Origin of the sequence: Mycolicibacterium sp. Y3 (assembly GCF_051188035.1) — a bacterium.
Classification (GTDB): Bacteria; Actinomycetota; Actinomycetes; order Mycobacteriales; family Mycobacteriaceae; genus Mycobacterium; species Mycobacterium fluoranthenivorans.
Map to the genome: position 1 here is coordinate 93,838 of NZ_JAVQLT010000003.1, position 24,134 is coordinate 117,971.

At 65.9% G+C, this 24,134-nt stretch carries 21 protein-coding genes; 3 read left to right on the forward strand and 18 right to left on the reverse strand.

Annotated elements, in window-relative coordinates:
* Positions 1-166: 166 nt before the first annotated feature.
* The 4 genes from QN239_RS32845 to QN239_RS32860 form a co-directional block, all read right to left on the reverse strand.
* Positions 167-1,195, reverse strand: coding sequence for a hypothetical protein (locus QN239_RS32845; RefSeq protein ID WP_499017457.1), 1,029 nt, complete (start codon positions 1,193-1,195; stop codon positions 167-169).
* Positions 1,196-1,422: 227 nt separating this feature from the next.
* A complete protein-coding gene (locus tag QN239_RS32850) occupies positions 1,423-2,175 on the reverse strand; it encodes a helix-turn-helix transcriptional regulator (protein WP_499017458.1) in 753 nt (250 codons plus the stop codon).
* A 68-nt stretch (positions 2,176-2,243) separates the two neighbouring features.
* Complete coding sequence (locus QN239_RS32855; RefSeq protein WP_499017459.1) at positions 2,244-2,648, reverse strand: hypothetical protein; 405 nt, start codon at positions 2,646-2,648, stop codon at positions 2,244-2,246.
* A gap of 10 nt (positions 2,649-2,658) precedes the next feature.
* Entirely contained in the window at positions 2,659-3,510 is an 852-nt protein-coding gene (locus tag QN239_RS32860; RefSeq protein ID WP_499017460.1) for a ParA family protein, read from the reverse strand.
* Positions 3,511-3,861: 351 nt separating this feature from the next.
* Between QN239_RS32860 and QN239_RS32865 the strand changes: the two genes are divergently transcribed.
* Entirely contained in the window at positions 3,862-4,197 is a 336-nt protein-coding gene (locus QN239_RS32865; RefSeq protein WP_499017461.1) for a hypothetical protein, read from the forward strand.
* Entirely contained in the window at positions 4,194-4,361 is a 168-nt protein-coding gene (locus QN239_RS32870; protein ID WP_499017463.1) for a hypothetical protein, read from the forward strand. The genes QN239_RS32865 and QN239_RS32870 overlap by 4 nt, the downstream gene beginning before the upstream one ends.
* An 82-nt stretch (positions 4,362-4,443) precedes the next feature.
* Here the strand turns inward: QN239_RS32870 and eccE are convergent, their stop codons facing one another.
* The 13 genes from eccE to QN239_RS32935 all read right to left on the reverse strand — a co-directional run bounded on the left by eccE (position 4,444) and on the right by QN239_RS32935 (position 23,194).
* Positions 4,444-6,390, reverse strand: a complete 1,947-nt coding sequence (gene eccE / locus QN239_RS32875) for a type VII secretion protein EccE (protein WP_499017465.1) — start codon at positions 6,388-6,390, stop codon at positions 4,444-4,446.
* Positions 6,390-7,829, reverse strand: coding sequence for a type VII secretion-associated serine protease mycosin (mycP, locus tag QN239_RS32880; protein WP_499017466.1), 1,440 nt, complete (start codon positions 7,827-7,829; stop codon positions 6,390-6,392). The genes eccE and mycP overlap by 1 nt, the downstream gene beginning before the upstream one ends.
* Positions 7,826-9,385, reverse strand: coding sequence for a type VII secretion integral membrane protein EccD (eccD, locus tag QN239_RS32885; RefSeq protein WP_499017467.1), 1,560 nt, complete (start codon positions 9,383-9,385; stop codon positions 7,826-7,828). The genes mycP and eccD overlap by 4 nt, the downstream gene beginning before the upstream one ends.
* Before the next feature lie 19 nt (positions 9,386-9,404).
* A complete protein-coding gene (locus QN239_RS32890; RefSeq protein WP_499017469.1) occupies positions 9,405-10,952 on the reverse strand; it encodes a CpaE/TadZ family protein in 1,548 nt (515 codons plus the stop codon).
* A 183-nt stretch (positions 10,953-11,135) separates the two neighbouring features.
* Positions 11,136-11,984, reverse strand: a complete 849-nt coding sequence (locus tag QN239_RS32895) for an ESX secretion-associated protein EspG (protein ID WP_499017471.1) — start codon at positions 11,982-11,984, stop codon at positions 11,136-11,138.
* A gap of 151 nt (positions 11,985-12,135) precedes the next feature.
* On the reverse strand, positions 12,136-12,435 hold the full coding sequence (locus tag QN239_RS32900) for a WXG100 family type VII secretion target (protein ID WP_499017473.1): 300 nt from the start codon (positions 12,433-12,435) through the stop codon (positions 12,136-12,138).
* Positions 12,436-12,496: 61 nt separating this feature from the next.
* Entirely contained in the window at positions 12,497-12,880 is a 384-nt protein-coding gene (locus tag QN239_RS32905; RefSeq protein WP_499017475.1) for a hypothetical protein, read from the reverse strand.
* A 64-nt stretch (positions 12,881-12,944) separates the two neighbouring features.
* A complete protein-coding gene (locus tag QN239_RS32910; protein ID WP_499017477.1) occupies positions 12,945-14,300 on the reverse strand; it encodes a PPE family protein in 1,356 nt (451 codons plus the stop codon).
* A gap of 124 nt (positions 14,301-14,424) precedes the next feature.
* Positions 14,425-14,721, reverse strand: a complete 297-nt coding sequence (locus QN239_RS32915) for a PE family protein (RefSeq protein ID WP_499017478.1) — start codon at positions 14,719-14,721, stop codon at positions 14,425-14,427.
* A gap of 156 nt (positions 14,722-14,877) precedes the next feature.
* Entirely contained in the window at positions 14,878-19,056 is a 4,179-nt protein-coding gene (gene eccCa / locus QN239_RS32920) for a type VII secretion protein EccCa (RefSeq protein ID WP_499017479.1), read from the reverse strand.
* The gene (gene eccB, locus QN239_RS32925) at positions 19,057-20,640 is read right to left on the reverse strand and encodes a type VII secretion protein EccB (protein WP_499017480.1); all 1,584 of its coding nucleotides are present in this window, start codon (positions 20,638-20,640) and stop codon (positions 19,057-19,059) included.
* A 14-nt stretch (positions 20,641-20,654) separates the two neighbouring features.
* Complete coding sequence (locus QN239_RS32930) at positions 20,655-22,508, reverse strand: AAA family ATPase (protein ID WP_499017481.1); 1,854 nt, start codon at positions 22,506-22,508, stop codon at positions 20,655-20,657.
* 56 nt (positions 22,509-22,564) lie between these two features.
* A complete protein-coding gene (locus QN239_RS32935; protein ID WP_499017482.1) occupies positions 22,565-23,194 on the reverse strand; it encodes a hypothetical protein in 630 nt (209 codons plus the stop codon).
* Positions 23,195-23,511: 317 nt separating this feature from the next.
* Here QN239_RS32935 and QN239_RS32940 point away from each other — a divergent pair, with 317 nt between their 5' ends.
* Positions 23,512-23,895, forward strand: a complete 384-nt coding sequence (locus QN239_RS32940; RefSeq protein WP_499017483.1) for a hypothetical protein — start codon at positions 23,512-23,514, stop codon at positions 23,893-23,895.
* 41 nt (positions 23,896-23,936) lie between these two features.
* Here the strand turns inward: QN239_RS32940 and QN239_RS32945 are convergent, their stop codons facing one another.
* The gene (locus QN239_RS32945; RefSeq protein ID WP_499017484.1) at positions 23,937-24,119 is read right to left on the reverse strand and encodes a helix-turn-helix domain-containing protein; all 183 of its coding nucleotides are present in this window, start codon (positions 24,117-24,119) and stop codon (positions 23,937-23,939) included.
* Between the last annotated feature and the right edge of the window lie 15 nt (positions 24,120-24,134).

The window sequence follows — 24,134 nt, forward strand, 5'->3', positions numbered from 1 at the left end:
TGGTGAACTAAGTGGGGCCGACACAGGCGCACTTGGGCCTTCGCGTCGACTGTCACGCCCCAGCCAGGACAAACGGCACGTCCCCTGCGCTGAATGTGGTTACCGGACCCCGGCGTCTCCGGGGAGGCCCCACGGGCGGGGCCCTGCCATTTGCACAGGCAGGCGACTAATGCGGGGTACGCCGCGCGACGGAACCGACCTCGCCATAGCCCTCCACCATGGCCAGTAGGTCGGTGTTCAGGTCACTCAGCGCCGCGGCGGCCAGCTCGTTCTCCGCGCCGGCCACGAACAGCGAGCTGTCACCGGTGTCCACGGTGTCGGTACGGAGCAGTCGCGCACGCTGCTCTACATCGTCGAGCGTCGCCACGCAGCGGTGTAGCACCGTGAGCCGGTCGAGCAGGGCGTTGGTGAGGAACCGGCGTTCGGCACGCACCGTGGTCCGCGCAATGCCTGTCAGCGTCACCATCTCGGCCAGCTGGGCTGTGTTGTCGTCGTGCACGTCAAGGCTGTATGCGGCGCGCGCGATCTGGAAGATCTCCTCGTCGGCGTCGAAACGTGCACGCAGCACGTCGACCCCGGGGAGTGCCCATGCGGGGCTATCCGTCAGCTCCCCCACCACGGAGATGCCTTCGAGCAGATAGGCGCCGCCAGTAGTGATCGGTCCATGGCCATCCAGCGGATTCCAGTCCAGAAAGCGGCGCGCAGCGTTGACTTCACGTCGCTGGGCCGGGTTGAGCCTGAGAGGGTCCCGCAATGCCCAAGCCAGAAGGCCGGCAATGATCAACGCGGCCACGATGCATGCGAGGGCGCCCCAGCCCGCCAGGACGCCAACTCGAGCCCGGTCGTCGGTTGCCCGAGCACAGACGAATCCAACCAGCGCCAGCAAGGCGGCGGCGATCCCCCAGTAGGCGGCGCTGCGCGGTGTGGCCCAGCGTGGGAGTCGGGATTGCCGCGGCCCGGCTGCACCAAAGAGGGCCGCGGCGGGCATGCCGGCCACACGGCGTCTGGCGATCAGTTCGGCGGTGGTGGCGCTGAGGTCCGCAAGGCGCAACGGCGCTACGTGCGTCCCACGCCACAACCACTTCGGGCCGTTGGTGATGCTGCGACGATCCTGGGCCTGCCAGAAAGCCAATCGCATGCGCACGTGGGCCCGCAGCTCGTCACCGTCGCTGTCCGCTTCTGGTTCGCCGCCCACGCTTCCTGGCCCCTTTTCGCGGTCCAGAGAACGAAATCCTCTGGAGGATAAAGCAACTCCGACATGGGGCGCGTTGCCGCACCGCTACCGGGAAACCCTTTGCCAAAGACCCCTGTGACCATGCCGGAGTTGCGAGCCTCAGTCTATGGCGTGGATGCTGGCCAACCACCTGCCGCGCAAGGGTTGCTTTTCACAACATCAACAGCCGCCCCGAGGCCGGCGTGAACCTACTCGGGCTCGGGCAGGAACTCGTCGGGGACGAAGTACGCCGGGGGCACTCCAAAGAGCCGGGCCAACTCGTGGACCACGTCCAGGCGCGGGGGCGCCTCGCCGTGGAAGTAGCGGTAGATCTGGGTCTGCGACACCGGCAGATCCGGGGCTTGCTCCTTGAGCATCCGCTGAATCCGCAACGGCGTGAGCTTGCGCACCTTGTCGGTGTCGAGCATGCGCACATTCATACTGGCGGCCAGTGCCTGGAAACGCGCGGCGAAGTACTCCGTCGCGACGTGTGGCGGATCGATGGCCGCCTTGTCGCGCTGTCCGCTGCGCGCTAATTCGAGATCCGCACCACTGAAGCTTGGGACGTCGTCGTCAGCGCCCTCGACGAAGTAGGTTGGTGTCACTCCGAACAGCCGCGCCAGCTCGTAGACCACGTCCAGGCGCGGGGGCGCCTCGCCGTGGAAGTAGCGGTAGATCTGGGTCTGCGACACCGGCAGATCCGGGGCTTGCTCCTTTAGCATCCGCTGAATCCGCAACGGCGTGAGCTTGCGGACTCGATCGGTGTCAAGCATCCGCACCTTCATGCTGCCAGCTAATTCCTGAAACTTCTTCGAGAAGAATTCGGTGGCGACATGCGGCGGATCAATTACCGCCCGAGCTTGCGCTGGCACCGCGGGAACCAACTGGTGCGATGCCACTTCCTGCCTTCCGCCAGCACGATCGGTCTCTACATCGGAAACGTTGTCCACGTGGTTGGTCATCGGTCATCCAATTCTGCGTCGATCCCACTCGGACAGCCCCCCGACCTCATGCGATTTCAGCAACTACCCTAGCCGCCCACACCCGATTCGCCACTCTCGTCTGTCAGATTTGGAACAGCCGTGACCGGCGGCGGTAGGACACGCGCGACACCAGGGATCTGCACCCCCCGTCGTTCGAGGAATTCCTGGATCGCCAGAGACGTCGCATCGCCCTTGGGCAACTCGTATTCGTCGATGAACGCGGCAAAGGCGGTGTGCACCTGAGAGTTGATGTGCACGTTCAAGCCTGTGCGTTTGACCTTACGGCTGCGCAGCTGCTCCAGGGCGGGATCATGGGCCACCAGATCAGCCACCGCGCTGCCCGCAGGCCCTGGGTGCGCCGCCGGCACGGCCGCTGCCGCACCCGAGGGCACACCACGAACCCGTGCGGCATCCGGTGACACAGCACGGCCACGGGCACTGGGCAGCGGCATGGGGGAGTCCTTAGCCATTGGTCATCAGTCCTTCCTCGGCGATTCGCACCGCGAGCCGCTGATAGTCCTCGGCTGCAGTGCAATGCGGGTCGTACACCGAGATGGGCTGGCAGTGCGCCTTGGCCTCGGTAACACGGATCGTGCGGGAGATGTAGCCCAGGTATTCCTTGGGCCAGGCCTGCTCAACAGCCCGGCGAATGGCCTTGGTAGCGCGAGAGCCACCCAGGTAGTTGGTGAGCACCACGTGGGTGATCTTGATACCGGGATTGTTGAGGTCGACGTTCTCCACAGCAGCGTCCAGCGATGCCAGCGCCCCGACTTCGTCGGGACCGGTTCCCACGGTGGCCAGTACCCACGTTGCTGCCGACAATGCCGCTGAGGCAAGCTCATTCAGCGTGGGTCGACAGTCGATGATGATGAAGTCATAGGCGGGCAAGGCCTCCACCTCACGGCGCAGACGCATCTGACCGCCGGGCCCCAGTCCCTTGTCGAGTTCATCGAGCGCTTCGCGTGACGGCGCGACGTCGACACCAAAATCGGTGCCCTGGATGACGTCGTTGAGCGGCAGCCGGCGGTGCTTCTCGGGGTTGAGGACGTTGAACATGGTGGGAGTGGGATCGCCGTCCGGGGGGATCTGCAATCCCAGCCCCGTCGTCGCGTTGCCTTGCGGGTCCATGTCGATCAACAGCACGCGGATCGGACGGGACTGACCTTCGGCCTCGTCGAAGACCTCCAGTCGCGTCAGCTCATAACTCAGGTTGACCGCGGTGGTCGTCTTACCCACACCGCCCTTGCGCATGGCCACCGCGATGACCACGGGCGGCGAATTCAGGGCCCGGACCAGCTTCGGAGTCTTTGGCATGCGCAAATCATAACCTTCCGGCACCGGGTGAGTGCCCCTGCTGCACCAAAAAACCAGCAGTCATCAGGGGCCATACTGTCTTCGCAGGTCACAGCATAATTCACACGCATTGTGCGCGACACGCGGGCACACATTCACGAACCATTGAGGACAGATTCACGGATGGATCACGTGCCGCGTTCACAGAATGTGCACGCGAGGCCGATTCCGGACCGGCCCTCACCCGCTGTTCATCTCACCGCCACGTCGCGGTTTCCCTTCCCGCGACACGCCGAGCCAGCCCCCAATCCGCTTCAAATTGCCCCAGCTCGGGCCCCGCATACGCCCTGAGTACGGCCATACCATTGGACGATGAGCCCTCGCGCCGATGACCTGACCTCACCGGCCGGCGCCCTCAGCGCCGCCTTGGCCGCGCTGTGCGAGGCCACCACCGAGGACGAGCAGTGGCGACGCTGGCAGTACGCGCGCACGGCAGCCGACTACGCCGCCGAAGCCTGGTGGCACCCCGACAGCACCGCCGAACAACGCGCAGAGGCCACCCGCTGCCTCACGCTTGCCTACGACCTCGACGAGGAGACCAAGGCCCGACACGATCGTTTGCGCGCGGGATATCACTCCCCGGCGGCCCACAGCCCAATGACCCCGAAGGGCCCGCTGAACACACGCAGGCCAACAAGGCAACCATGACTGAGCCAAATGACCAGCAGCGCAAGGCGTTACACGCCGCCCTCGATAGTTCGACGTTGACCGACGCCTTTGCCGCCGTCGGATATCCCGTCGAGGACCTCGCGCCCCGACCCCGGCCAGCGCTGCGCCTCGTCACCGATGAGGACGGCTCACGACCGGGGTAACGCGGTTACGACCCACACTCTGCAGTCCACAAACGCAGTGCCCGCCACGAACCGTGGCGGGCACTGCGCGTTGAAGAACGCGCTATTCGGCTGGCGGAGGCCGGTAGTTGCGCGGCGGGCGCCGCGGCGCCGGCGGCGGCGGTGTGTCAGAGGTTCGCTGACTGCGCGGAACACGTTGTGGTCCACCGAGATCACGACGGCGACCGTTGCCGTTCGCTCCCGCCGCGGCCTGTCCAGATCCAGAGGGCACAGGCGGGGCCGGCGCGGGCGTGGGTGTCCACGACACCTGCTCGCCCGGGGTCGCCGGTGCAGGCGCCGGAGCCGGAGCGGATCTGCGCGGGCTCGGCGGCGCGGCGTGGCGCCGGGGTGTGCGGGTTAAGACCGGAGCGGTGGAGACCACCCGCCGCGGCTGCCCGATGTTCTCCGCACCCAGGCCCAGGTAGCGGTCTTCCTCGCGCGTCCGGATCGTCCACACGGTGAGCGGTTCGGCGCCCTCGATCGATACCTCCAACACCTGGCCGGGTCCTTCCACCAGGGTCATGTCAGCACCGCCGGCGACCGCGTCGGGGCCCAGCAGACGGAGCACCGTGCGGGCGGGCACTGTGGTGACGGTGCGGCCGTCGAAGACCGCGACGTCGCAGGTGCGGGCACCAGCGGTCGCGTAGAAGAGTCGCTGATCGTCGTTGACGGTGGCGACCAGCCCCTCCCACCGCTGCCGGTCGTCGGTGTGGATGGCCACCACCGCGCCTGTGACCACGGCACGTAGCACCAGCTGACGTGCCACCTCCACACCGACTCGGGCATCGATGCGCCGCCGCTTGGGAGCGCCCGATTGGTCCCACAGCGCAACCGCAACCAGGGTGCCTTCGTCGAGCTGCCCGAGGATCTGTCCCGACGGCCCGATCGGCACCCGCACATCGCGCACGACGCCGAAGGCCACCGTCGGCATCTTCGCCGCAAGTGCGCGATCGCCGCCGGGCAATCCGGCGTCGAGCATTTGCCGCTGAATGCCGGTGGGGCGGGACAGTTTTGCTTCGGCCAACGGCTTGTAGGCCTTGCCGTGGTGAACGTAGCGGATGAGAACACCCACCTGGATGTCGGCGACGCCGCTGGCTCCGGTCAGCCGGATGACGGTGACGGTCTCCTCGGTGCGCCACGACCACCATCGGTCGAATTGGCCCTGCGCCAACAGCTCTGGGTTACCCACGTAGGTGGTGATGAAGTTGGGCCCGGAGCGGATGTAGGACCACTTCTCCTGGTTGTCGACCGGTCCGACCGGCGCCAATAGCACGTCCCTCATGGTGTCGAGCTCCTCGGCGGACAGGACGTGGGCGCGGATCTGCTCCTGCTGCAGGCGCTGAACCGCACGGTGGGCCGCAGCGGCCAGCGCCTTGGGGCCGGCGCTGCGCGAAGGTCCGCGCTCGACGATGCGGTCCAAGTTGTCCAACGAGTTGAGCCGCAGCACCAGCCAGGTGCGGCGCTGGCCGACCAGCGGCCGGGGCCCCACCGATTGCGCATACACCGTCCGATAGGCGGTGCCTGGTGGTACGTGGCAGCCGGCTTCGACCACGTCGATGTCGATGTCGAGCCCGTACTGACTCATCAGGGACACCACCAACGACAGCGGCAATTCACTTCCGCTGACGGTTCGGCCGCCCGACTCGGTGGTCAACGCCAGCTTCGGGCCGACTTCCACAGCGGCGACCAATGTTTGTCCGTCCCATCGCACGCCGGCGTTGCCGGAGATGACGTTGATCTCGGTCGCCGACGTCACCTCCGGCGGTAGTGGTTGGCGACGGTGCCGCAGGAAGGACCACACCACCGCGAGCCACTCGACGAGTACGACGCGTCCCCGGATGGGGATGAACAGCGCAACGGCGCCGATGAGCAGGATCAGCACCGCTGCCCACACTGGCAGGGCTTTGGCCCACGTGAAGGCGACGGTGATCCACACCCCGATCCCGTAGATCAGCGCCGAGACCATGGGGATGCGGATCCACCGCCCGCGAGGCCGCGTTGTCCTCGCCATCATTGCCTCCCTCGCCGAGCCCCGGTGGCGGCCACGATGATGAACACCGCGATCACCGCGGCCGCGATGACGCCGATCGCGACTGCCGCGGTCCATTTGGGCGCCGAGTCCGGCGGCGGCGGCGGCTTGGGCAGTGACAGTTCAGCGGCCTGCACGGTCACCGCGGGTGCCCCCTCGACAGGGATCTCATAGGTCAGGGCCGCGACCGGATCAATCAGTCCGCGTCCCACCACGTTGTCTACGCCACGCGCCGGCGCGTGAGCGGTCGTGATGATCCTGGTGGCTACCTCGCGAGCGGTCATCTGCGGGAACCGGGAACGCACCAGCGCGGCCAAACCGGAGACGTAGGCCGCGGCATACGAGGTGCCGGCAATGGGCACTAGGCCGCCCTGATCGCCGGGGACGGCGTTGATCACCCCGTTGTTGTCGCCGTTGGACAGCGACACGATGCCCGAGCCGGGAGCGGCAACATCCACCCAAGGCCCGGCCATGGAGTTCTCGGCCCGCACGCCGTCGGGTGAGACGAAGCCCACCGAGAGCACCAAATCGTCGAACCACGATGGGGTCGACACCACCGTGACCCCGTTCCAGTTGCGCGGGTCCTGCGGATGCGCCGGGTCGGCATCGGGGTTGCTCTTGCAGCTCTGGTTGCCAGCACCGACGTCGACGGAGGCGTTGACGTTGCCGGCGGCGGCCACGACGAGGGCGTCCTTGACCTCGACGGCGTATTTGAGCGCGCCACCGAGCATGGCCTGGTCGATCGGGTTGGACACCTTCACGCACGACACCACCGAGATGTTGATGACGCGCGCACCCATGTTGGCGGCGTGCACGATCGCCCGCGCCAAGGTCCGAATGTCGCCGGCGGTCCGAGAGTTGTTGGGATCATCGGGATTTGCCGACTGGTCCTGGCGCATGTACGCGATCGAGGTCTGCCGGATCGCCAGAATTTGGGCGTTGGGAGCTACCCCGACGAGACCATCGGTAGGCGCCGGGGCCGCCCCGATGATCCCCGCGACGATGGTTCCGTGCCCTTCACAATCGTCGAATCCGTCACTGCCAGAAGCGGGATCGACGTAGTCACCACCGGCAATCATCCCAGGCAGACGCGGCTGGGGTCGCACACCGGTGTCGATCACGGCCACGATCACCCCAGCCCCAGTAGAGAACTTGTGCGCCTGCGCGATCTGCAGCGCCGTCAGCGGCGGCGGCGTCTTGGCCAGATCGGAGTTGGGCAGCACTCCCCCGACCACGCACCCGCCATGCTTTTGCATCGGCCCGTCAGGCCCTGGGGGTCCATCAGGCGGTGCGGCCGCGACGTCGGGGTTGGGTGGGGTGACCGCGCTGGCGCTGCCCAGTGGTGCCACCGCGACCAGCGCCGTCACCGCCATGAGCACGGCCGCCGTCCGCGCCGCCACAAGGATGGCGGCGCGGGTCACAGCAGACTCCGGAAGAACGCGAAGGCCCCCACGATCCAGAAGGCCAGCATCGCCACCGCGAAGTTCATCAGGAACTCCATGTTCTCGATGCGGCGCAGGGTGATTGGCGACATCTTCGTCCCGGGCAGCTGCAAGCCGGCCAGGGCCGCCAGAACCGTCACCGCCGCTACCCCACCGAGCACGCTGATCTCGGCGACGGGGTTAGAGGTGCCGGTGATGATGGTCAGGGTGAAACCGACCAGCAGCACGAACCCTGCGATGAAGAAGGTGATCGCGTGCACCCGGTCGGGTAGCGAGCGCCCACGCAGCACCAGGACGAAGATCGACAGGATCGCCACAGCGACCTCGCCCCAGAAATAGTGGGTACCCGGTTCCACGGCAACCACCGCCCCGGCCACGATGATCGCGACCGCGGCCACGAACAGACCCGTGAGGTACTTGTTGGACACCCGGGAGCGACCCTCGAGTTGGGTGTCCTCGTCATCGGAGAGCGCCACGGTTCGCACGTCGTTGCCGTCGTCGAACACCTCGACCACCATGGCGGCTTCGTCGAGTTCGTTGCGGTCGATGTCCTCCCCGGGCACCGGCAGGCTCGGCGGTTTCACCCCGGCCAGCAGCAGCGCCATCCCCGGCGCCAGCGCCACGATGGCCATGCCGATGACGACGGCCACGGTGCCGATCTGACGCATGTCGAACCCGGTGAAGGTGCGAACTCCCGCCGCGGCTGCTCCGACCACCGCCACGGTGACCACGGTGGTGTGCACGCTGATGCCAATCTTGTTCAGCCACAACACCATCAGCGAAACCGCTCCCGCGGTGAACGCGCCGGCCAACACGTTGGCCGCCGTCCAATGCCCCGGCGTGTTCTCATACGCCGGCACCGCCACCCACCCCAACGCGAACGCCAGGACGACGGCCGCCATACCGGTGGCATAAGACAGCGCCAGCACGCCTCGCCGCCCAGCCACGATCGCGGCGGCGATCGCCAACAAGGTCAGCGCGGCGCTGGGCGGCGCCCACCACAGACTCGATGGCGTCGACCACCAGGCAGCGATCGTCACCGCCGCGGTCAACGCGGCACCCCCCACGATGGCGATCAGGCCGAGCGCGCGCGCCGTGTCGGCGGTGAAGGAGGCGAACTTGACGGCATTGAACTCAGCCAACGCATCACTGCCGTCTTCGATGATCGGCTTGAACACCTCCGTGGAGTGCACCTCGCGCAGGAGCAGTCGGGCACCGTCGAGGACTCCGGCTTCGGCCAGGGTCATCGTGCGGGCGAACGGCATGCCACCTTCGACGGCCAGGGTGTAAACCCCCGTGGTCGAGAAGTCGACGCTCAAGCCCTCGGCTCGCAGTGTCTCGGCCAGGAACGGCACCAGCCCCTCCATGACGATCGACAGCGGCGCGTGCGCGGCCAGCGAGGAGTCGACGTTGTAGGTTCCGACGTGGATCGCCACCCGGATCTGCTCGGGCACCGCCGCGACGGAAGTGCCGTTGCTTTCTGGGTGCCCACCTGGTTCGACAGGCAGTGAGTCGACCGGCAGAACAACTGACATTGGTTGCCTCCCTTGGCGTTTAGCTTGCCGCGGCGACAGGCGTCGGGGGTTGCGGCACGGAGAAGTCGTCGGCAAGCATCGCCGCGAGGTCCTCGAATGCACGCCGCGTCTTCTTTTTGAGCTTGTCCAAATCGACGCTCAGGCCCTCGTCGAGGTGCCCGTCGAAGGGGATGTGATGCAGCTTCAGTTGTTGGCGCGCCAAGACGGTGGTCAATGCCTGCATGTCCAGGCGGGTATTGGCGGTCGTTTCGTTGACCACCAACACCGTGCGCGCCAGCAGCCCCTCGTAGCCGTGATTGCGCAGCCAGTCGATGGCCTGACCAGCCTTGAAGGCACCGGGGTTCGACGCTTCCACAAGCAGCACAAGAGCATTGGACTTATTGAGCATCTCGCGCACCACCGTAGAGTTCAGCGCCTTGTCCCCATCCCACAGCAGCATGCTGTAGTAGTGCGAGGCGATCTCGTAGACGTCGCGGATGTCCTCGGGTACCAAGACCCGCTCACCGTCAGCGCGCCACCCGTTGGCCAGCACGTGCAGATCGGTGTCGGTCGTCGACAGGAATCGCTGTACCTGGTCGTGCTGGCGCAGATCGTCTGGCTCGGTGTCGAGCATCTCCATCATCGACAAGTTGTTGGGATGCAAGGCTGTCCGCAGGGGCAAGTCACCGGCATCGGGGTCGGCATCCACCGCGATGACCCCGTCGGCCCGGATCGAGGCGAAGACCTGACCCAAGGTGGCCGTCACCGTCGTCTTGCCGGCACCGCCCTTGAGCGTCAGCACCGCGATCGCGTACATGGCGTCCTTCGGGGCACGGATGCGCCGGTACACCTCTCGGCGGCGCTTCTCCTTCTTGCCCGGCTTGAGCTTGAACCCGGACTTGTTGGCCGCGCCGCGCCATCCGGTGTTGGCCACCGGTGCTCGCTCCTCGTTCGCCGTGGAGATCAGCTCTTGGGCGATACCGGCCGACGCGGCCTGAATCGGCGCACTCGGCCGGCGGTACTGATCAGATTCGGCGGCCCGGCCGACGGCCTGCTGCCGGTCCGGTACCGACTGGCGGCCACGCTGTTCCGCATCGCCATGGACGGCTGGAAGCTGCTGTGGCACGTCGGGGCGGAACTGCTCGGGCGCATTGGTCCTGCGCGGCGCCATTGCAGGGCCCTGGCGCTGCGCCTGCGGCGCGGCATGGGGCTGACCCCATTGCTGACCGGGCGACGGCGGCGGTGCACCCCACTGCTGCGGCTGCTGGCCTTGGTTGGTCATGCGCTGATGGGGCGCCCCGTTGGTGCGCGGCGCGGCGGGCTGGCCCCACGCCGGTGACTGCGTGGAGTACGGGATCGTAGTGCCCTCGTCGGGGGCGGGCCGTTCGCGCTCCTGCCGGCTCGGTGCACTGGCCGCGCTGGGGGTACCCCAGCCCGCGGTGCCGGCTGGGGCGATCGTCGTGAGCGGCGGGCCCGGCAGGGCCGGCGACGCGGGGTTGGTTTCCGATGGTGCGGTTTGCGGGTCCTCCGCAGGACGCTCCGGTTCCGACCAGTGCCGTCCGTTGCCCGCGTCGACTTCTTCAGCCATTCGGTTCACCTCTCCCCGCAAAATCGGATGGCATGATCGGCCTGTTTTCCGATCGCCTGTCAGCTGCCGCTTCGGGCATTCCCCGAAGCCATTCTCCCAGCGTTCACCAGCACACTAGCGCACGAATTTGGCGAAACTCGGCGCCGATTACTGCCCTTTTTCCAGCACCGATGCACCGTCCCATCACCGTTGGCCACCTTGGGTAGCGAACCAGTTGCGGCTGGGGGTCAGTTGCACCAGATCGGTCATCGCGGCCCGGAACCGCGCAAAGGTGCCCGGCCCGAAAGTCACCCACAGACGGGAACCTTGCCGTCCTACCGCCGACAGAACCCGACCGTGGGAGGTGTCGGCTACGAAAACTCCGGCCTTGGTGTCGACGGTTTCAATGCCGCGGTTTTCGCGCATGACGATCTCGCAGCGCTGACCTGAGTAGGACGACACCTCGTTGAGGATCTTGGCGGTCTGCACATCGACGCCCAGCTCTCCGCGCAACGCCCGCAGCATGTCCCCCGGGGGCGCGGTAGCCGAGAGGTCGGCGACTTGCTCCAGAGGGAAGGTCACCGCTTCGAACTCCGCCGGCGGCGGCGCCAGCACCTCGTCCGACTCGCGCATCGCCGACCAGATGGGGGTGGACACCACGTCGTCGAGCGACTGGGTCGTCGACCACAAGGCCTGGATGAGGACCTCATCGTTGCGCCGCAGTGCCATCACGTGCGTCTCGCCCTGGCGTGCGACCACTGCGCGCCGCATGCGGTCTTCCTGCATTCCTCGCAGGGTCACCTCGATGTCGGGGCGTTCGAGCACCCGCATCCAGGAGGCCAGGGTGGGATCGACGTTGGCATCGATGTCGATCAGTCCCGCATTGATGAGAAGGGGGACGGTCTCGTCGTCGACGAGGACCTGGTCTTGGGGGTAGTACACGTTGTTCATCAGCGCCAGCACTGGCGGCAGGCTGTCGATGTCCATCAGCCGCTTGATGAACAGCGCAGAATCCACGCTCAGATGCGCAGCCGCCAGGATGTCTCGTGCCATACCGCTGATGCTACCTGCGCGAACGGGCCCTTTTGGTTGCGCCTCAACACTTTTCACTCAGACACGCGAAGCCGCCGCACACACAGGAAGGCGCCCCGACCCATCGTCGAACGTGGATCGGGGCGCCTTGCCCGCGAGTGCATGGGCCGGGTCAGCCCGGGAAGTACCCCATCATCTGCTTCTCGTTGGTCCCCATTCCCTGAGTACCGCTGTGGTAGGCGTTCACCCCACGCTGGACGACCTCGATGGTGTCTTGCTGCGCGTGCTCGAACTTGGTGAAGCAGTCCTGGAACGTGGTGGCCGTGTCGCCAGTGAAGCTGGCCAGCAGGGTCTGCTTGTTGGCCCGTGCCGCGTCGAGCAAGCCCTGCGCGGTGGTGCCGCAGTGCTGCAGCTGGCTGGCGATGCCCTCCATGAGCGGGTAGTTGTAGTGAACGTCGTCCGAAGATGCCATGGTGTCGTGTCTCCTTGTGAATCAGTGGATTTGGGTGGCGTTGGCTGTCTGCGGTCGAGGCCTAGTGGAACGGGCTGACGACGCCGGTGATGTTCTGGAAGTCGCCGGCGGCCGAGGCCTCCTGAGCATCGGTGGATCCGATACCGAAGTGCAGCGCCTCACGGATCTGATCGAAGGTCGTGTTGTTGCTGACGGCGGTCGTGTGGATGTCGTCGAGCCAGGTCTGAAAGGCGTTCGACATCTGACCGCGGTTGGCGGTCATTGCGCTGTCCGCGACGACCAACATCTGCTTGTTGTTGGCCGACGCGGAATCGACGATCCCCTGAAAGCTAGCGGTCTGGGCCTGCTGGACTGCCATATCCATGTTGAATGGCATGCCACTGCTGCTCATGAGTGTCTCCGTTTCTCTGAAATGGTGGTGGTGATGCCGCTCCTGGATGGACACGCCGACGTGGCGCGCTGCGCTCCGAACAGCCTTGAGCGCAAGTTGGTGTGGCGGCCCGCTGTCATCAGCTGGCCTCCTGAGTGTCGGTCTGACGCTCGGTGACCAGAGCACCAGCCGACACGGTTTCTTCCTCGTCCGGGGTGTACCCCCAGATCGGAACGAGTTCGGTGTCAGGGCGTTTGACCGTGGCAGCCTTGTCCTCGTCGCGGCGACGGGACCCGTGCAGCGGCATCCCCGAGCCGCCGGGACGCATCGCCGGGGCGCCGCCTGGGGAGGCTGGCACCGAAGGTGGCGCCGAACCAGGAAGGGGTCCGTCCCATCCTCCCGGGAAACGGAATCCAGTTGACGCGCCGGATAATCCAGCGAGGCTGGGTACACGGACGGCCGCGGTCACCCCTGTCCCTCCGGAACTGCCCGCCAGCCGGTCCAGCGTCGGCGACGACGGCTGGGTGTCGAAGAAGCCAGGGTTGTCCAGGCGGTGCTCGGGGGACACCTGCTTCATCAGGTTGCTGATCTGCGACCCGAACTGCTGACCGACTTGTTGGCCGACCTGCTGGACCTGCTGGACGGCCTGCTGCGGCATCTGCGCAACCTGCTGGGCTCCCGAGGCGATCTGCTGCGGAAGCTGCTGGATCAGTTGCTTGCCCATGTTCTGCTCGGTCGTCCGGTCGGAGTCACGCTGGACACTGTTCTCACGGTAGCGAGCCACTGCGGCCTGCGCTTCGGCCTTCTGGGCGCCGTCGGCGGAGCGTTGGGCCATCCAGGTGGCCATGGAGGCGAGGCCACCCACCCTGCCCTTGAGTTGCGCGGCCATGTTCTGGGCCTTGATCACCTGCAGCTGCACGCGGTCGGTGGCCGCCATGGCGGCGTTGATGGCTTGGGTGATCAGCGGCGGGAAGCTGGTAATACCGGTCAGCGGCGGCAGCTTGGTGAACGGTTCGAAGGTGGTGTTGGCGACCGTCTGGGCCAGGTAGTTGGTCTGCACGGCGACGTCCTGCATCCACATCTCCTGGTACTGACCTTCCCGGACGCCGATGGGGATGGTGTTCATACCGAGGAAGTTGGTGGCGTGCAGCACTGCCGTGGTGACCCGGTTCTCCACGATCTCGACCATTTGGGCCATCGTGGTGTAGGCCTCGGTGAACGCTGCGGCTTGAGCACCGGTGCGGACCGCGGAGGTGAGGATCTGGGCCTGCAGCATCCGGTTGACCATGATGAACCGCATGACGGTGCGTTGCATAGCCATTGCCGCGTCGCCCTGCCACGACGCCGCCAGATAGCCCAGCATCGCGGTGAGGCGATCGATGGAGATTTCGTAAGCCGTTGCTGCGGCGGTGAATTCGGCGGAAGCTGCGGTCATCGGGGCCGCGCCGGCACCGGACATCAGGCGCCCGGTGATCACTTCGGGAGGACCGAACATCTAGTGGCCCCCCACCGCTACACCGGCCCGCAATACCAGCGTCGTCACCGGTAGCGACCTCGTGTCGATACCGGCCCCCCGCCGCTGTCGGTCCGCAGTCATGATCGTGTGGTCGGGTTCCCGGTTACAGGAACTGCGTCGCGTTGGCGTCGTCGACCATCGAGTAGTTGGCGTCGGCCACACCGAGCGTTCCGGCGAAGCGGGCCAACTCCAAGAAGCCCATGGCCGAGGTGCCGAGCATGTCCGCCGAGTGCGCGCTGGTGTTGGCCGTCGCCAGGGCGGATGCCTCGTCGGTGCCCGCAGGCAACGGCGCCATGATGATTGGCGCGCCGCCGTCGATGACGCCGGCCGTGGTAGCCACATTGCTGGCCACTTCGGCGACACTCGTCAACATGACCGGTGATACGACGTTGGTGATCACTAGCAAACCTCATTCCCCTTGAGCAGTGGATACCGATCCAGCGGTAATGTTACCTGTGATGGTAAATCTCGTCACCAGCATAGCGCTACCACAAGGGGCCGGTGTCGCACTTTTTCCTGCTCCAGGCAGTCCTAAGCCTCCCCAGCGGGCACCGCGTCAGTCGCCCAGAGTGTCGTCGTCGCTGTAACGGATACCCGACCAGGCGCTCTGAACTCGGCCCTTACGCGCGAAGCCGGGCTCGACATACCGGGCCCGCCCTGGGATCCCGAAGTTCTCGAACTTGTCCTCACCGATCTGACCGTCGAACTTGTTCCCCGACAACATCACCGTCGGCACGGCATCACCGAGCATTCGCCGCAGCACAGGGTCCCTGTTGATCGCCATGAATAGCTCTTCGGCCGCCCGGGCGATCACGAAGTGCATGCCACGGGCCAGCGGTTCGTGAGCCATGGTGTCGTGCAGCTTGAAGAACGCGGGCTGCTCGCCCATGTTTCGCACGTTGGCGAACAGGTGGTAGTCGTCGACGACGAAGAAGATCTCCGGACCTGTCCACCACGACCTCGCTGCACGCGTCTCAGAGTCGACGTTGGGCGGCAGATCACGCTGATCGATCCTGAAGCGCTCCCACAACTTCATCACCGATTCCCGCAGCTCGTCATCGTTGGTGACGTAGGCGAACAGGTTCTGCTCGCTGATCTTGCCCAAGTGCCGGCGCCGGGGATCGATGAAGATGACCGCAGCCTCGTCGAGGCCGCCGGGGAACCGGCGCGTAATGCTGTCGTACACCGCCCCGATGGCCTCACTCTTGCCCGACTTGGCGTTGCCCGCGATGAGCAGGTGCGGTTCGCGCCACATCTCGGCATAGGCCGGGGTGAGGCGCTCTTCCTGAATGCCGAAGGCGATACGCAAGCGCCGCCGCGGGTCCCACCGCCCCTCGCGCTCGATCGACTTCTCATCGGCCTCTTTGACCATGACCGCGAGCTGTTCGTAGGTCAGCGATGTCGGCAAGGTCCGCAAGCGTTCGGCCGAGCTGGCGGCGAACTGCTGGGCGATCTGGCCCACCAGCGCGGTCATGCCCTCGTTGGTGGTGTTCGGGTCGTCGATGCCGTCGATGCGGGGCAGCGCCACCAAACCCTGCAGCTCGCTTCCCTTCGCCAAGACGTGACCGGGAGCATTCCGGCGATTCTTGGCCAAGGCGTTGTCGATGCGCGAAAACTCGGTGTCGGAGTGCAATTCGATGACGCTGTTCATGTGCGGTTCGATGTCGCGCATCTCCACGACGCGCGCCGTGGACAGCACCAGGTGCACGCCGTAGTTGAGGGCACCCACGATGAGCGATCCGACCTCGCTACCGCGGTACTGCAGCACCTGCCCTTCACCCACGGCCGCGTCCCACCCGTCGATCATGATGTAGACGTCGCCGTAGCGGTCCTCGTTGAGTAGCGGGTAGTCGGGGTTGGTCCGCAACCGCCGGTAGTCGGCCATGGTGCCGATCTTGTGATCGCGGAACAGCCGTTCACGTTCGGTAATCATGGTCCGGATCTGCAGGAGCATCCGGTTGATGGCGTCGGGCTCGGCACGGGTGGCCACCCCGCCGACGTGCGGAAGATCAGCCAGCGGGCCCAGGCCGCCGCCGGCATAGTCCACTAGGTACATCTGCACCTGCTCGGGAGTGTTGTGCAGCGCCAGCGAGCACGCCAGGGTCTTGATAGCCGTGGACTTGCCCTTCTGTGCGCCGCCGATGATCAAGACGTTCTGATCGGTGGTGTCGACCGTCCACAGCGGCTGGGAATGCTTGATCGGGTCGTCGAACAAACCCATCGGCACTTTGAGCTTGGGCAGCGCCGTGTTGGCTGGCACCGCCCAGTTCTTCAACGCGGGCTCGGCCTGATCGAGGGTCTTGACCTCCAACGGCGGCAGCCACATCCGGTACGGCGGCGGGAAGTCGGCCGAGCGCAGACGCTCGACCACGGTGGTGAAGATGGTCGGCGCGTTCTCGAGTTCCTCTTCGGTGCGTTCAAGCTCGCCGACCACCTCGACCGAATCGTCGGCGGTCTTGGGAAGCGGCGCCTCGATCGCCGTGAACGCCTGCGGCCCTACGAAACCACCGTCGTCGGAACGGGTTTGGGCACGCTCGACGATAGCGTCAGAGGCCGGCGGGAAGTACGCCGCACCGGTGAAGCCTGCGTAGAACTGCGTCAGCTCACCGACGCGGTCACCGGCGCTGGGAAGCAGGATGCCGTGCCCGGGGGTGCCCGGCAGGCGGTAGGCAGCATCGGAGCTGTCCAGCAGCGCCCTCGATTCCTGCGGGGTTTGGGTCTTGAGGCCGATCTTGTAGCCGATGTTGGACTCCAGCCCGCTGGTGCGGCCCGAGATGTCGAGGTTCTGCGAGGCGAACAGCAGATAGATGCCCAGCGAGCGGCCGACGCGGCCGATGCGCTTGAACAGCGGTCCGAAGTCGGGGTGCGCGGCGAGCAGCTCGGCGAACTCGTCGATGATCACGAACAGCGACGGCAGCGGCGGCAAGTCGATACCACGTTCGCGCAGCTGCTCGTAGTCGCGAATGTCCTTGACGTCGTAGCGGTTACTCAGCTCGTCGGCATGGCGCAGAACCGCGAAGCGGCGGGCGATCTCGCCGTCGATCATCTCCGCCATACGAGACACCAGGTGAGCTTCTTGCTCCATGTTGGTGATGACCGCACTCACGTGCGGCAGATCACCCATACCCAGGAAAGTCGGACCGCCCTTGAAGTCCACCAGCAGCATATTGAGCATGTTCGGCGAATGCGAGACGCACGCATTGATCACCAAGTTGCGCAGGAACTCCGACTTACCCGACCCGGTCGTCCCCAGCAGCTGCCCGTGCGGGCCGGTACCGCCGTCGGCTGCCTGCTTGAGGTCCAGATCGAGCCGGTCACCGTTGGACAGGAACCCGATGGGGATGCGCAGCCGGCGTTTGTCGCCGTAGCGGCTGATCGCACTCCAGATGTCGATCGGGTCCAGCGCGCCCGGATCGCGCACCCGCATCAGTGTCTGCCAGTCACGGCCACGTTCGGATTGCTTGGCTTGGCGTCCGAGGCTGGTCAGCGATGCCACCTCGTACTTGGCCAGCTGCCGCGCGATCGTTCGCGCATCGGTCAGCGATACCTGATCGGCCACAGCGACTTTGGTGGGCTCGGCCAGCGGCTTGTCGGCTTCGGTGCGCCACACCGTGCGGTCGGCGTCGCATCGCAGCACGATGCCCTCGCTGGAGGTCAGCGCGTTGTCGGGCGGGTTGACCATCAGCCAGGTCACCGCGGCCCGCGGCGCGATGACCGAGTCGATCAGCTTGTCGGGCACCGTGGAGTCGACGACCACCAGGACGTGGCGGTACTTGTCGTTGGTGAACTCGACGTGGGGGTCGAAGTTCAGCATGAAGTCGATGATCTTGGCGGGGTCGTCCTCATCCTGGCCGCCGACGCTGGCCGTCAGGGTCGACCAGTCCGAGTACATCATTCGCGCGCTGCCGAGCCGGTCGAGCTTCAGCGGATGTTGTGTGTGGGGCAGCCATTTCATCCACGACCATTGCGGCCCGTCGGGATCGTCGGTGAGCACGACCATGGCCAGGTTGTCCGGGCCGTGGGTGACCGCGGCGTGCAGCAGCATCGCGCGCAACATGCCCAACGCCGCCTCGCGCTCACCGGAGAACCCGATGATCGGGAAGCGGGCGGTCGCGAGCGCCAACGGCATCGACGACACCGTGGAGTGGTGGCGTAGGAAGCGGACGGTCTGCACCCATCCGACCGGCTCCAGGAACTCCCCCGGAGGGGCTTCAGGTGCCACGATCCGCGCCGCCAACTCCACCTCACCGAGCCCGTAGCGCAGCGCGGTGTATCCGTCGTTGGTGGGTGTGACTTCCCACATGCGTTCGGTCCCAATGAGACTGGGGAGCATGACCGGGTCCGGGAAGGCATGCTGGAGCCCTTCGTGCATGCTCAGCCCGCGGTCGAACACCTTCTCGCGGGTGACTCCCAGGCCGCGGGTCTGCGCCTTGCGATCGGCCAGCAGCTGAGCCCGGGAGGTACCACCGCCGCTCTGGCCGCTCATCATGCCACCCATGCTGGCGATGATCATGAGCGGGAAAAGGATCATCATGGGGTTGAAGCGCCCCGAGCGCAGCATCAGCGCGACCATTCCGGCCACCGCCACCAGCATAAACAGCGGCATGCCGATGGTGCGGAGCTTCGATGCCGGCTCGCCTTCCTCGATCTCCTTGGGGGGCGGCACGGCCACCTCGTCACGGGAGATCCGTGGCGGCGCAACCGGTGTGAACGGCCTGTTGAAGCTGATACGCACCTACTTCACTTCCTTCTTGTCCAGACCGGCGACGGTCGGGTTGGCTGGCATACCGTCGTGGCGGATGAGCGCGTCCTTTTGCGACAGCGTCGGGCCCGGGGCAAACAGTGAGACCACCACCCACGGAGCGGGTACCGGGTAGTGCAGCTTCAGCGACGTCAGCGTGACGTCCCCGGACTCCCTGTCGGAGGTGTCCAGCCCGAACCGCACACCCGTGTCAGCGATCCAGAAGTAGGACTCACGCAGCCGCGAATCCGTTGCCGCGCCGGTCACTTGGACGAAACGGCCCGTTGTTGATGGCATGTACACCTGGTCGGCGGTCATACCCTCCGACGTTGGCGCTGAGACCATCGGCACCAACGCCTTGACCTGCTGCGGCGTGAGCGGCAGGGTGCGCCCGGTGATGACTTCGGTGCGCGAGGTGGGGTCGTCTCCGTAGTGCGACCACGACCAGCAGGTGACCGGCTCGTTGTCGGCGTCGACCAGTTGCACCGTGTCCTGGGGGTAGAACGACACGGCCAGCTGCGTGGACTTAGGGAATGCGGCCAATGCGTCGGGCCCGACCTCGATGGGGGTGGTACTGACTTGCGGATTGGCTGCCCGGATCATCGTCGCCGCGGTCAGGCTGACCTGCTGCACACCGTCGGGCAGCGTGGCGTAGTAGGTCTTCTGGCCGGCCAAGTCCCGCGTGGTCAAGATGGACCCCACCGTCAGCGGCTTGTCCCCGGCGAAAGCTGGATGGTCACCAACACCGGCGATAGCCGGGGCTACCAGCGGTGGTTCGGCCGGGATCGCGTTGAACAGCCCCTGTGAGATCGGCAGCACCAGATCGCTGGCCTTGAGCCCCAGCGCGTCGGCGACGATGGGGTCGGTGATGTTGACTGTTGAGCGCACCACCACCCCGTCGGGTCGCGAGTAGACCAGCCAGGTGCGGTTGTCATAACCCACCAGCCGCGCCTGGTTTCCACCCATCGTCGCGGTGTCGGCGCCCTTGGTCAGCGGGCCGCCGATCGCGGTGGTGGTGACCGGGGATCGCGCCGTGGTTGGCAAACCCGAGACCGGATCCAGCGGCACCGCGGCACCGGTCATCGTGGTGTCGCAGACCGTCCAGATCGACGACGAGTCCTGCACGTCACGAATGTCGTTGGGCGCACCAGGAATTCCGACGAGGGATCCGCGCGGATACTTGTCGATCTCGGCGGCGCTGGCTTTGACCGGGTTGTCGGGCTGCCCGACGATCAGTCGCGCGGAGGTCAGGTTGGTCACTGGGTCCAGGCGGTCACCGACACGGATGTAGAGCGCCCCGGTGTCCTTGTCGGCGACGATCTTGGCGTCCTTGACCTGACCGGCAGGGGAGAACAGACCCCACACCACCGCACCGATGCAGACCACGATCCCGAGTGCGATTCCCAGTGCCAGGGGCGAAGATTGCTGCCGCTGCGGGTCGTCGATCATGCGGGTATCGCGGCGGACCAGAGCATGCTGCAGCCGGCGGTAGAGGAACCGCCACCCGCTGACCTGATATTTCGCCGTGAGCCGGAAGCCACGACGGCGACGCTGCTCGGGCCCTTCCAGTTCAGCCACAGCTGCTCTCCCGACTACTCATGAAACGGAACCCCTTGTGTGGAGCAGACTTCGCGGAACGCCTCGGCCACGTCACTCTCATCGATCGTGACGAGCACTTCCTTAACCGACAGATCCAGGCCCGTGCTGGTGTTGAGTCGGTAGTCGCGGATCTCGGTGGCCTTCTCGGTCACGTTGCGTACGAAGCGCGCGTTGCCGGCCTTGTCGATTCCCGACACCACCCGCGGATTACCGGCGGAGTCGACGTCGTCGACCTGCATCGTGGCCAGGGTCTTCAGTTGGCGCAGCAACAGGTCCTGAGCCGCTGCCGAGTAGAGCGCATTCTCCGAACTGGCCATGAGATCGGCGATCTGTACCAGATCCTCGGGCGTGTAGGACTCGAAGTGGATCCGGGTGGTGAACCGTGACGCCAGACCCTCGTTGGACGTCAGGAACCGGTTCACGTCAGCTTCGTAACCAGCGATCACTACGACGAGCTTCTTGTTTGGATCCTCGGTCTTGCGCTCGTTCTCCAGCCGGGTCAGCAGCGTGTCCACGGCCTCCTGCCCGTAGGCGTCGCCGTCGGAATAGCCACGTTGAATCAACGAATACACCTCGTCGAGGAGCAGCAACCCACCCAACGCCTTGTCGATGACCGCGTTGGTTTTTTGTGCCGTCTTGCCCAGGTACGTGTCGACCAACTGGGGCCGCGATGCCTCCACCACCTCGGGTCGCGCAATCACGCCGAGACCGAACAGCAGCTGCGCCAGGATGCGCGCCAGCGTCGTCTTACCGGTGCCCGGAGGGCCGGTGAAGATGTAGGCCGCACCGACGTCCTTCTTGGCGATGCCCAGCTCGGCGCGCTTGAGATCCATCACCGCCTTGGACTCCAGCCGTTTCATCTGTTCCTTGACCGCGTTCATGCCGATCTGCTTGTCCAGCAACGCCATTGCCTCGGCACGCACGATGTCGCGCCGCCGCTCTCGTGCCTCAGTCTCCAGCGCCGCGGCCGAGGTACCCGATTCTGGATCCCACACATCGGTCCTGGTCGCCAACGAGGATGCGGTAACGATCTCGATCGTCTTCTCCGGATCGTCGATCGCTGCCTGAACCTCGGGCAGGTTCATCCAGGCCTGCAGCTCCTTGAATGCCTGCATGGCCTCATCGCGCTGGCCCTGCGCGCGCATCGCGTAGCCCCGCCCCAAACGCAGCTTGGCATGGACATCGTTGGTTAAACCGCCGCTGGACAAACCACTTTCGGCGTACCGCTGCGCTTCTGCGGGGTTGCCGGTACCGACCAGCGCCCACACCTTCCACACCAGCATGCCGGCGTCGAGCAGTTTGACGAATTCGGGATTGTCCTGCGAGCGCCACTGCTGCTTGCCTTCGAAGCTGAGCACGTCAGGCCAGCGCCGCGCCAAGCCCAGCAGCCCCAGCCGCACATAGTCGAGCAGGTCCGAATCCAGCGTCGACAGATTCGGCTGCCGGGCTTCTCGAGTGATGACCTCGTCGGCCTTGGCCAGCTGCGGCTGCCGCGCCTCGGCCAGCGCGGCGGCGTAGGCGATCGCCACGTGCATGCGGGTGTGGGTTGGCATGCGCAGCGCGAACGATCCCAGCGTCATCGACGTCATGACCTTCAAGTCCGCGACGGTCATCTGCGCGGACTTGAGTGCGGCCCCGAGGTTGGACACCGACCGGTAGGCGCCGGCAGCCACATCCAAGGAATTCTCCCCGGTAGCAAGCCTGCCCAACCAGGCATCGCACATGGTGGGATCGGCCTCGACGGCTTGGCTGAACGCCTGGCGCGCCTCATCGGTCTGACTGTTGCGCAGGTACCTCAACCCCAGCACGAACACGTCGAGTGGTTTAAGTCCGACCCCTGCTGTCATCGCTTACCCCAGCCCTCTACGTCGCCACGGAACACCAACACGTCACAGACGTGCAGTTATGCGACGATCCTAGTCGGGCTCGACGGGGTCAACCGGTGCCGACCGTTGACGAAAATGCGGCCTCCGGCAACCCCTGTGTAGTGGCTGGCCTTGGCTTCCTGAGCGCAGGATTCCATCAGCGGGCATCCCTTGCAGAGCATTTCAGCCTCGGCGCAGGCGACCCGGCACTGGGCCTTGTTGCCGCCGGCAGCAAAGACACTCTCGACCCGGTCCTCCCAGTCGGTGATCACCGCGATGTTGGTTCGGCAGTTCGGCACGTTCGCCGCCGCGGGGGCGGCCGCAGCTGCAGTGGCCTGTGCGCGCGCAAGCTGTTGCGCCCGTTCGGATGTGGCTTGCTGGATGAGTGCGGTGGCGTCGCTGCCGTTGGGGCCGGTTCCCGGCATCGGCACGTCACCCAGGACTGCCGGGTCGATGTCCAGTGCCGCCATGAACGGGGCCAGCATGCTCGGCGGTGCGGCCAGGACCGCGCTGGCGGTGTCGACCAGGCCGAGGCCGTTGAGGTGGTCGACGATCTTGCGCCGCGCAAGGCGGCTCTGTCGGCGGTTGCCGTTGGCGCGGGCGGCGGCCGGATAGCTGGTGCAGCTGGCGCAGCGGCGACGGGTTCCGTCCTTGAGGGAGCGGCACATCAGAAGGCCCCCGCAATCGGTTGGGCCGGAGTACGTCGAAACATGGTTCCCCTTCCGGTGAAGGTGTCTTTGGCACGGCCAGACTAACCCAATTCCGGAAAGTTCACCACCCTTGGTAACTTTTAGTATGTCTCAGATGCCATCGCAGGCGCCTATTAGCCCATGTCAAAGCCGTTATATAGGCGGCATTCGTAGTTTTTCCACGGATCCGGACGTGATGGAGGAATGTGCAGCTCCAACCGGCGCGCCGCACCGACCGCCGACCCTGCTCCGGGCAAGATTCCAGCTACCACTGAACACAGCGGAGGTGAGAGACGATGAGCGACGAACCTCACCGCAGCAATGAGGACGCCCCTCCCACCGGTGAGCCCCACGACGACTGCATTGGCTTGCTCGAACAGCTGGCGGCGGCCTCGCTGGTGGCCGAAGCCGAAGACCTCACCCGTGGCGTGCGCCACCTGTCGATCGCCACCGGCGACCCCGAAACCGAGGACGAGCTCGCCCGCATCAACACCCTCACCGCCGCAGCGTGGACGTCACGGCCAGGGGCCGCCACCACGTCCATCCACGGAGGCGGCGACTACCTGACCGTGCGCGTCGAGGGACCCAACGCAGATGGCTTCGTCGACGACCTTGCCGAGCTTGCCCACCAAATCAATCCCGGGTTCTGGCGCATCACACGCTCCGCGCACCCCTTTTGAGCAGCCTGGACGACACGTCCACCCGGCACGTTCACCCCTGGTTAGTCATCGACCGCGCGAACCGGCTCCCCGTTGATCAGGTCGTAGGCAGTGGAGCGGATCGTCACGATGTCGAGCTCATCCAGGTCGGCCATCCGGCCGATGGAATCGGCGATCGCCTCCGGGGTCATGCCCTCATCCAGTCGCTGTTGGATCTCGTCGATCTGCGCTCTGGTCAACGCCATGTCGGCCCCTTTCCC

What these genes read in the sequence shown, in the direction of transcription:
- QN239_RS32850 (WP_499017458.1), bottom strand. Translation starts at nt 2,175, where the DNA reads ATGACCAACCACGTGGACAACGTTTCCGATGTAGAGACCGATCGTGCT.
- QN239_RS32855 (WP_499017459.1), bottom strand. Translation starts at nt 2,648, where the DNA reads ATGCCGCTGCCCAGTGCCCGTGGCCGTGCTGTGTCACCGGATGCCGCA.
- QN239_RS32860 (WP_499017460.1), bottom strand. Translation starts at nt 3,510, where the DNA reads ATGCCAAAGACTCCGAAGCTGGTCCGGGCCCTGAATTCGCCGCCCGTG.
- QN239_RS32865 (WP_499017461.1), top strand. Translation starts at nt 3,862, where the DNA reads ATGAGCCCTCGCGCCGATGACCTGACCTCACCGGCCGGCGCCCTCAGC.
- QN239_RS32870 (WP_499017463.1), top strand. Translation starts at nt 4,194, where the DNA reads ATGACTGAGCCAAATGACCAGCAGCGCAAGGCGTTACACGCCGCCCTC.
- eccE (WP_499017465.1), bottom strand. Translation starts at nt 6,390, where the DNA reads ATGGCGAGGACAACGCGGCCTCGCGGGCGGTGGATCCGCATCCCCATG.
- eccD (WP_499017467.1), bottom strand. Translation starts at nt 9,385, where the DNA reads ATGTCAGTTGTTCTGCCGGTCGACTCACTGCCTGTCGAACCAGGTGGG.
- QN239_RS32890 (WP_499017469.1), bottom strand. Translation starts at nt 10,952, where the DNA reads ATGGCTGAAGAAGTCGACGCGGGCAACGGACGGCACTGGTCGGAACCG.
- QN239_RS32895 (WP_499017471.1), bottom strand. Translation starts at nt 11,984, where the DNA reads ATGGCACGAGACATCCTGGCGGCTGCGCATCTGAGCGTGGATTCTGCG.
- QN239_RS32900 (WP_499017473.1), bottom strand. Translation starts at nt 12,435, where the DNA reads ATGGCATCTTCGGACGACGTTCACTACAACTACCCGCTCATGGAGGGC.
- QN239_RS32910 (WP_499017477.1), bottom strand. Translation starts at nt 14,300, where the DNA reads ATGTTCGGTCCTCCCGAAGTGATCACCGGGCGCCTGATGTCCGGTGCC.
- QN239_RS32930 (WP_499017481.1), bottom strand. Translation starts at nt 22,508, where the DNA reads ATGACAGCAGGGGTCGGACTTAAACCACTCGACGTGTTCGTGCTGGGG.
- QN239_RS32935 (WP_499017482.1), bottom strand. Translation starts at nt 23,194, where the DNA reads ATGTGCCGCTCCCTCAAGGACGGAACCCGTCGCCGCTGCGCCAGCTGC.
- QN239_RS32940 (WP_499017483.1), top strand. Translation starts at nt 23,512, where the DNA reads ATGAGCGACGAACCTCACCGCAGCAATGAGGACGCCCCTCCCACCGGT.
- QN239_RS32945 (WP_499017484.1), bottom strand. Translation starts at nt 24,119, where the DNA reads ATGGCGTTGACCAGAGCGCAGATCGACGAGATCCAACAGCGACTGGAT.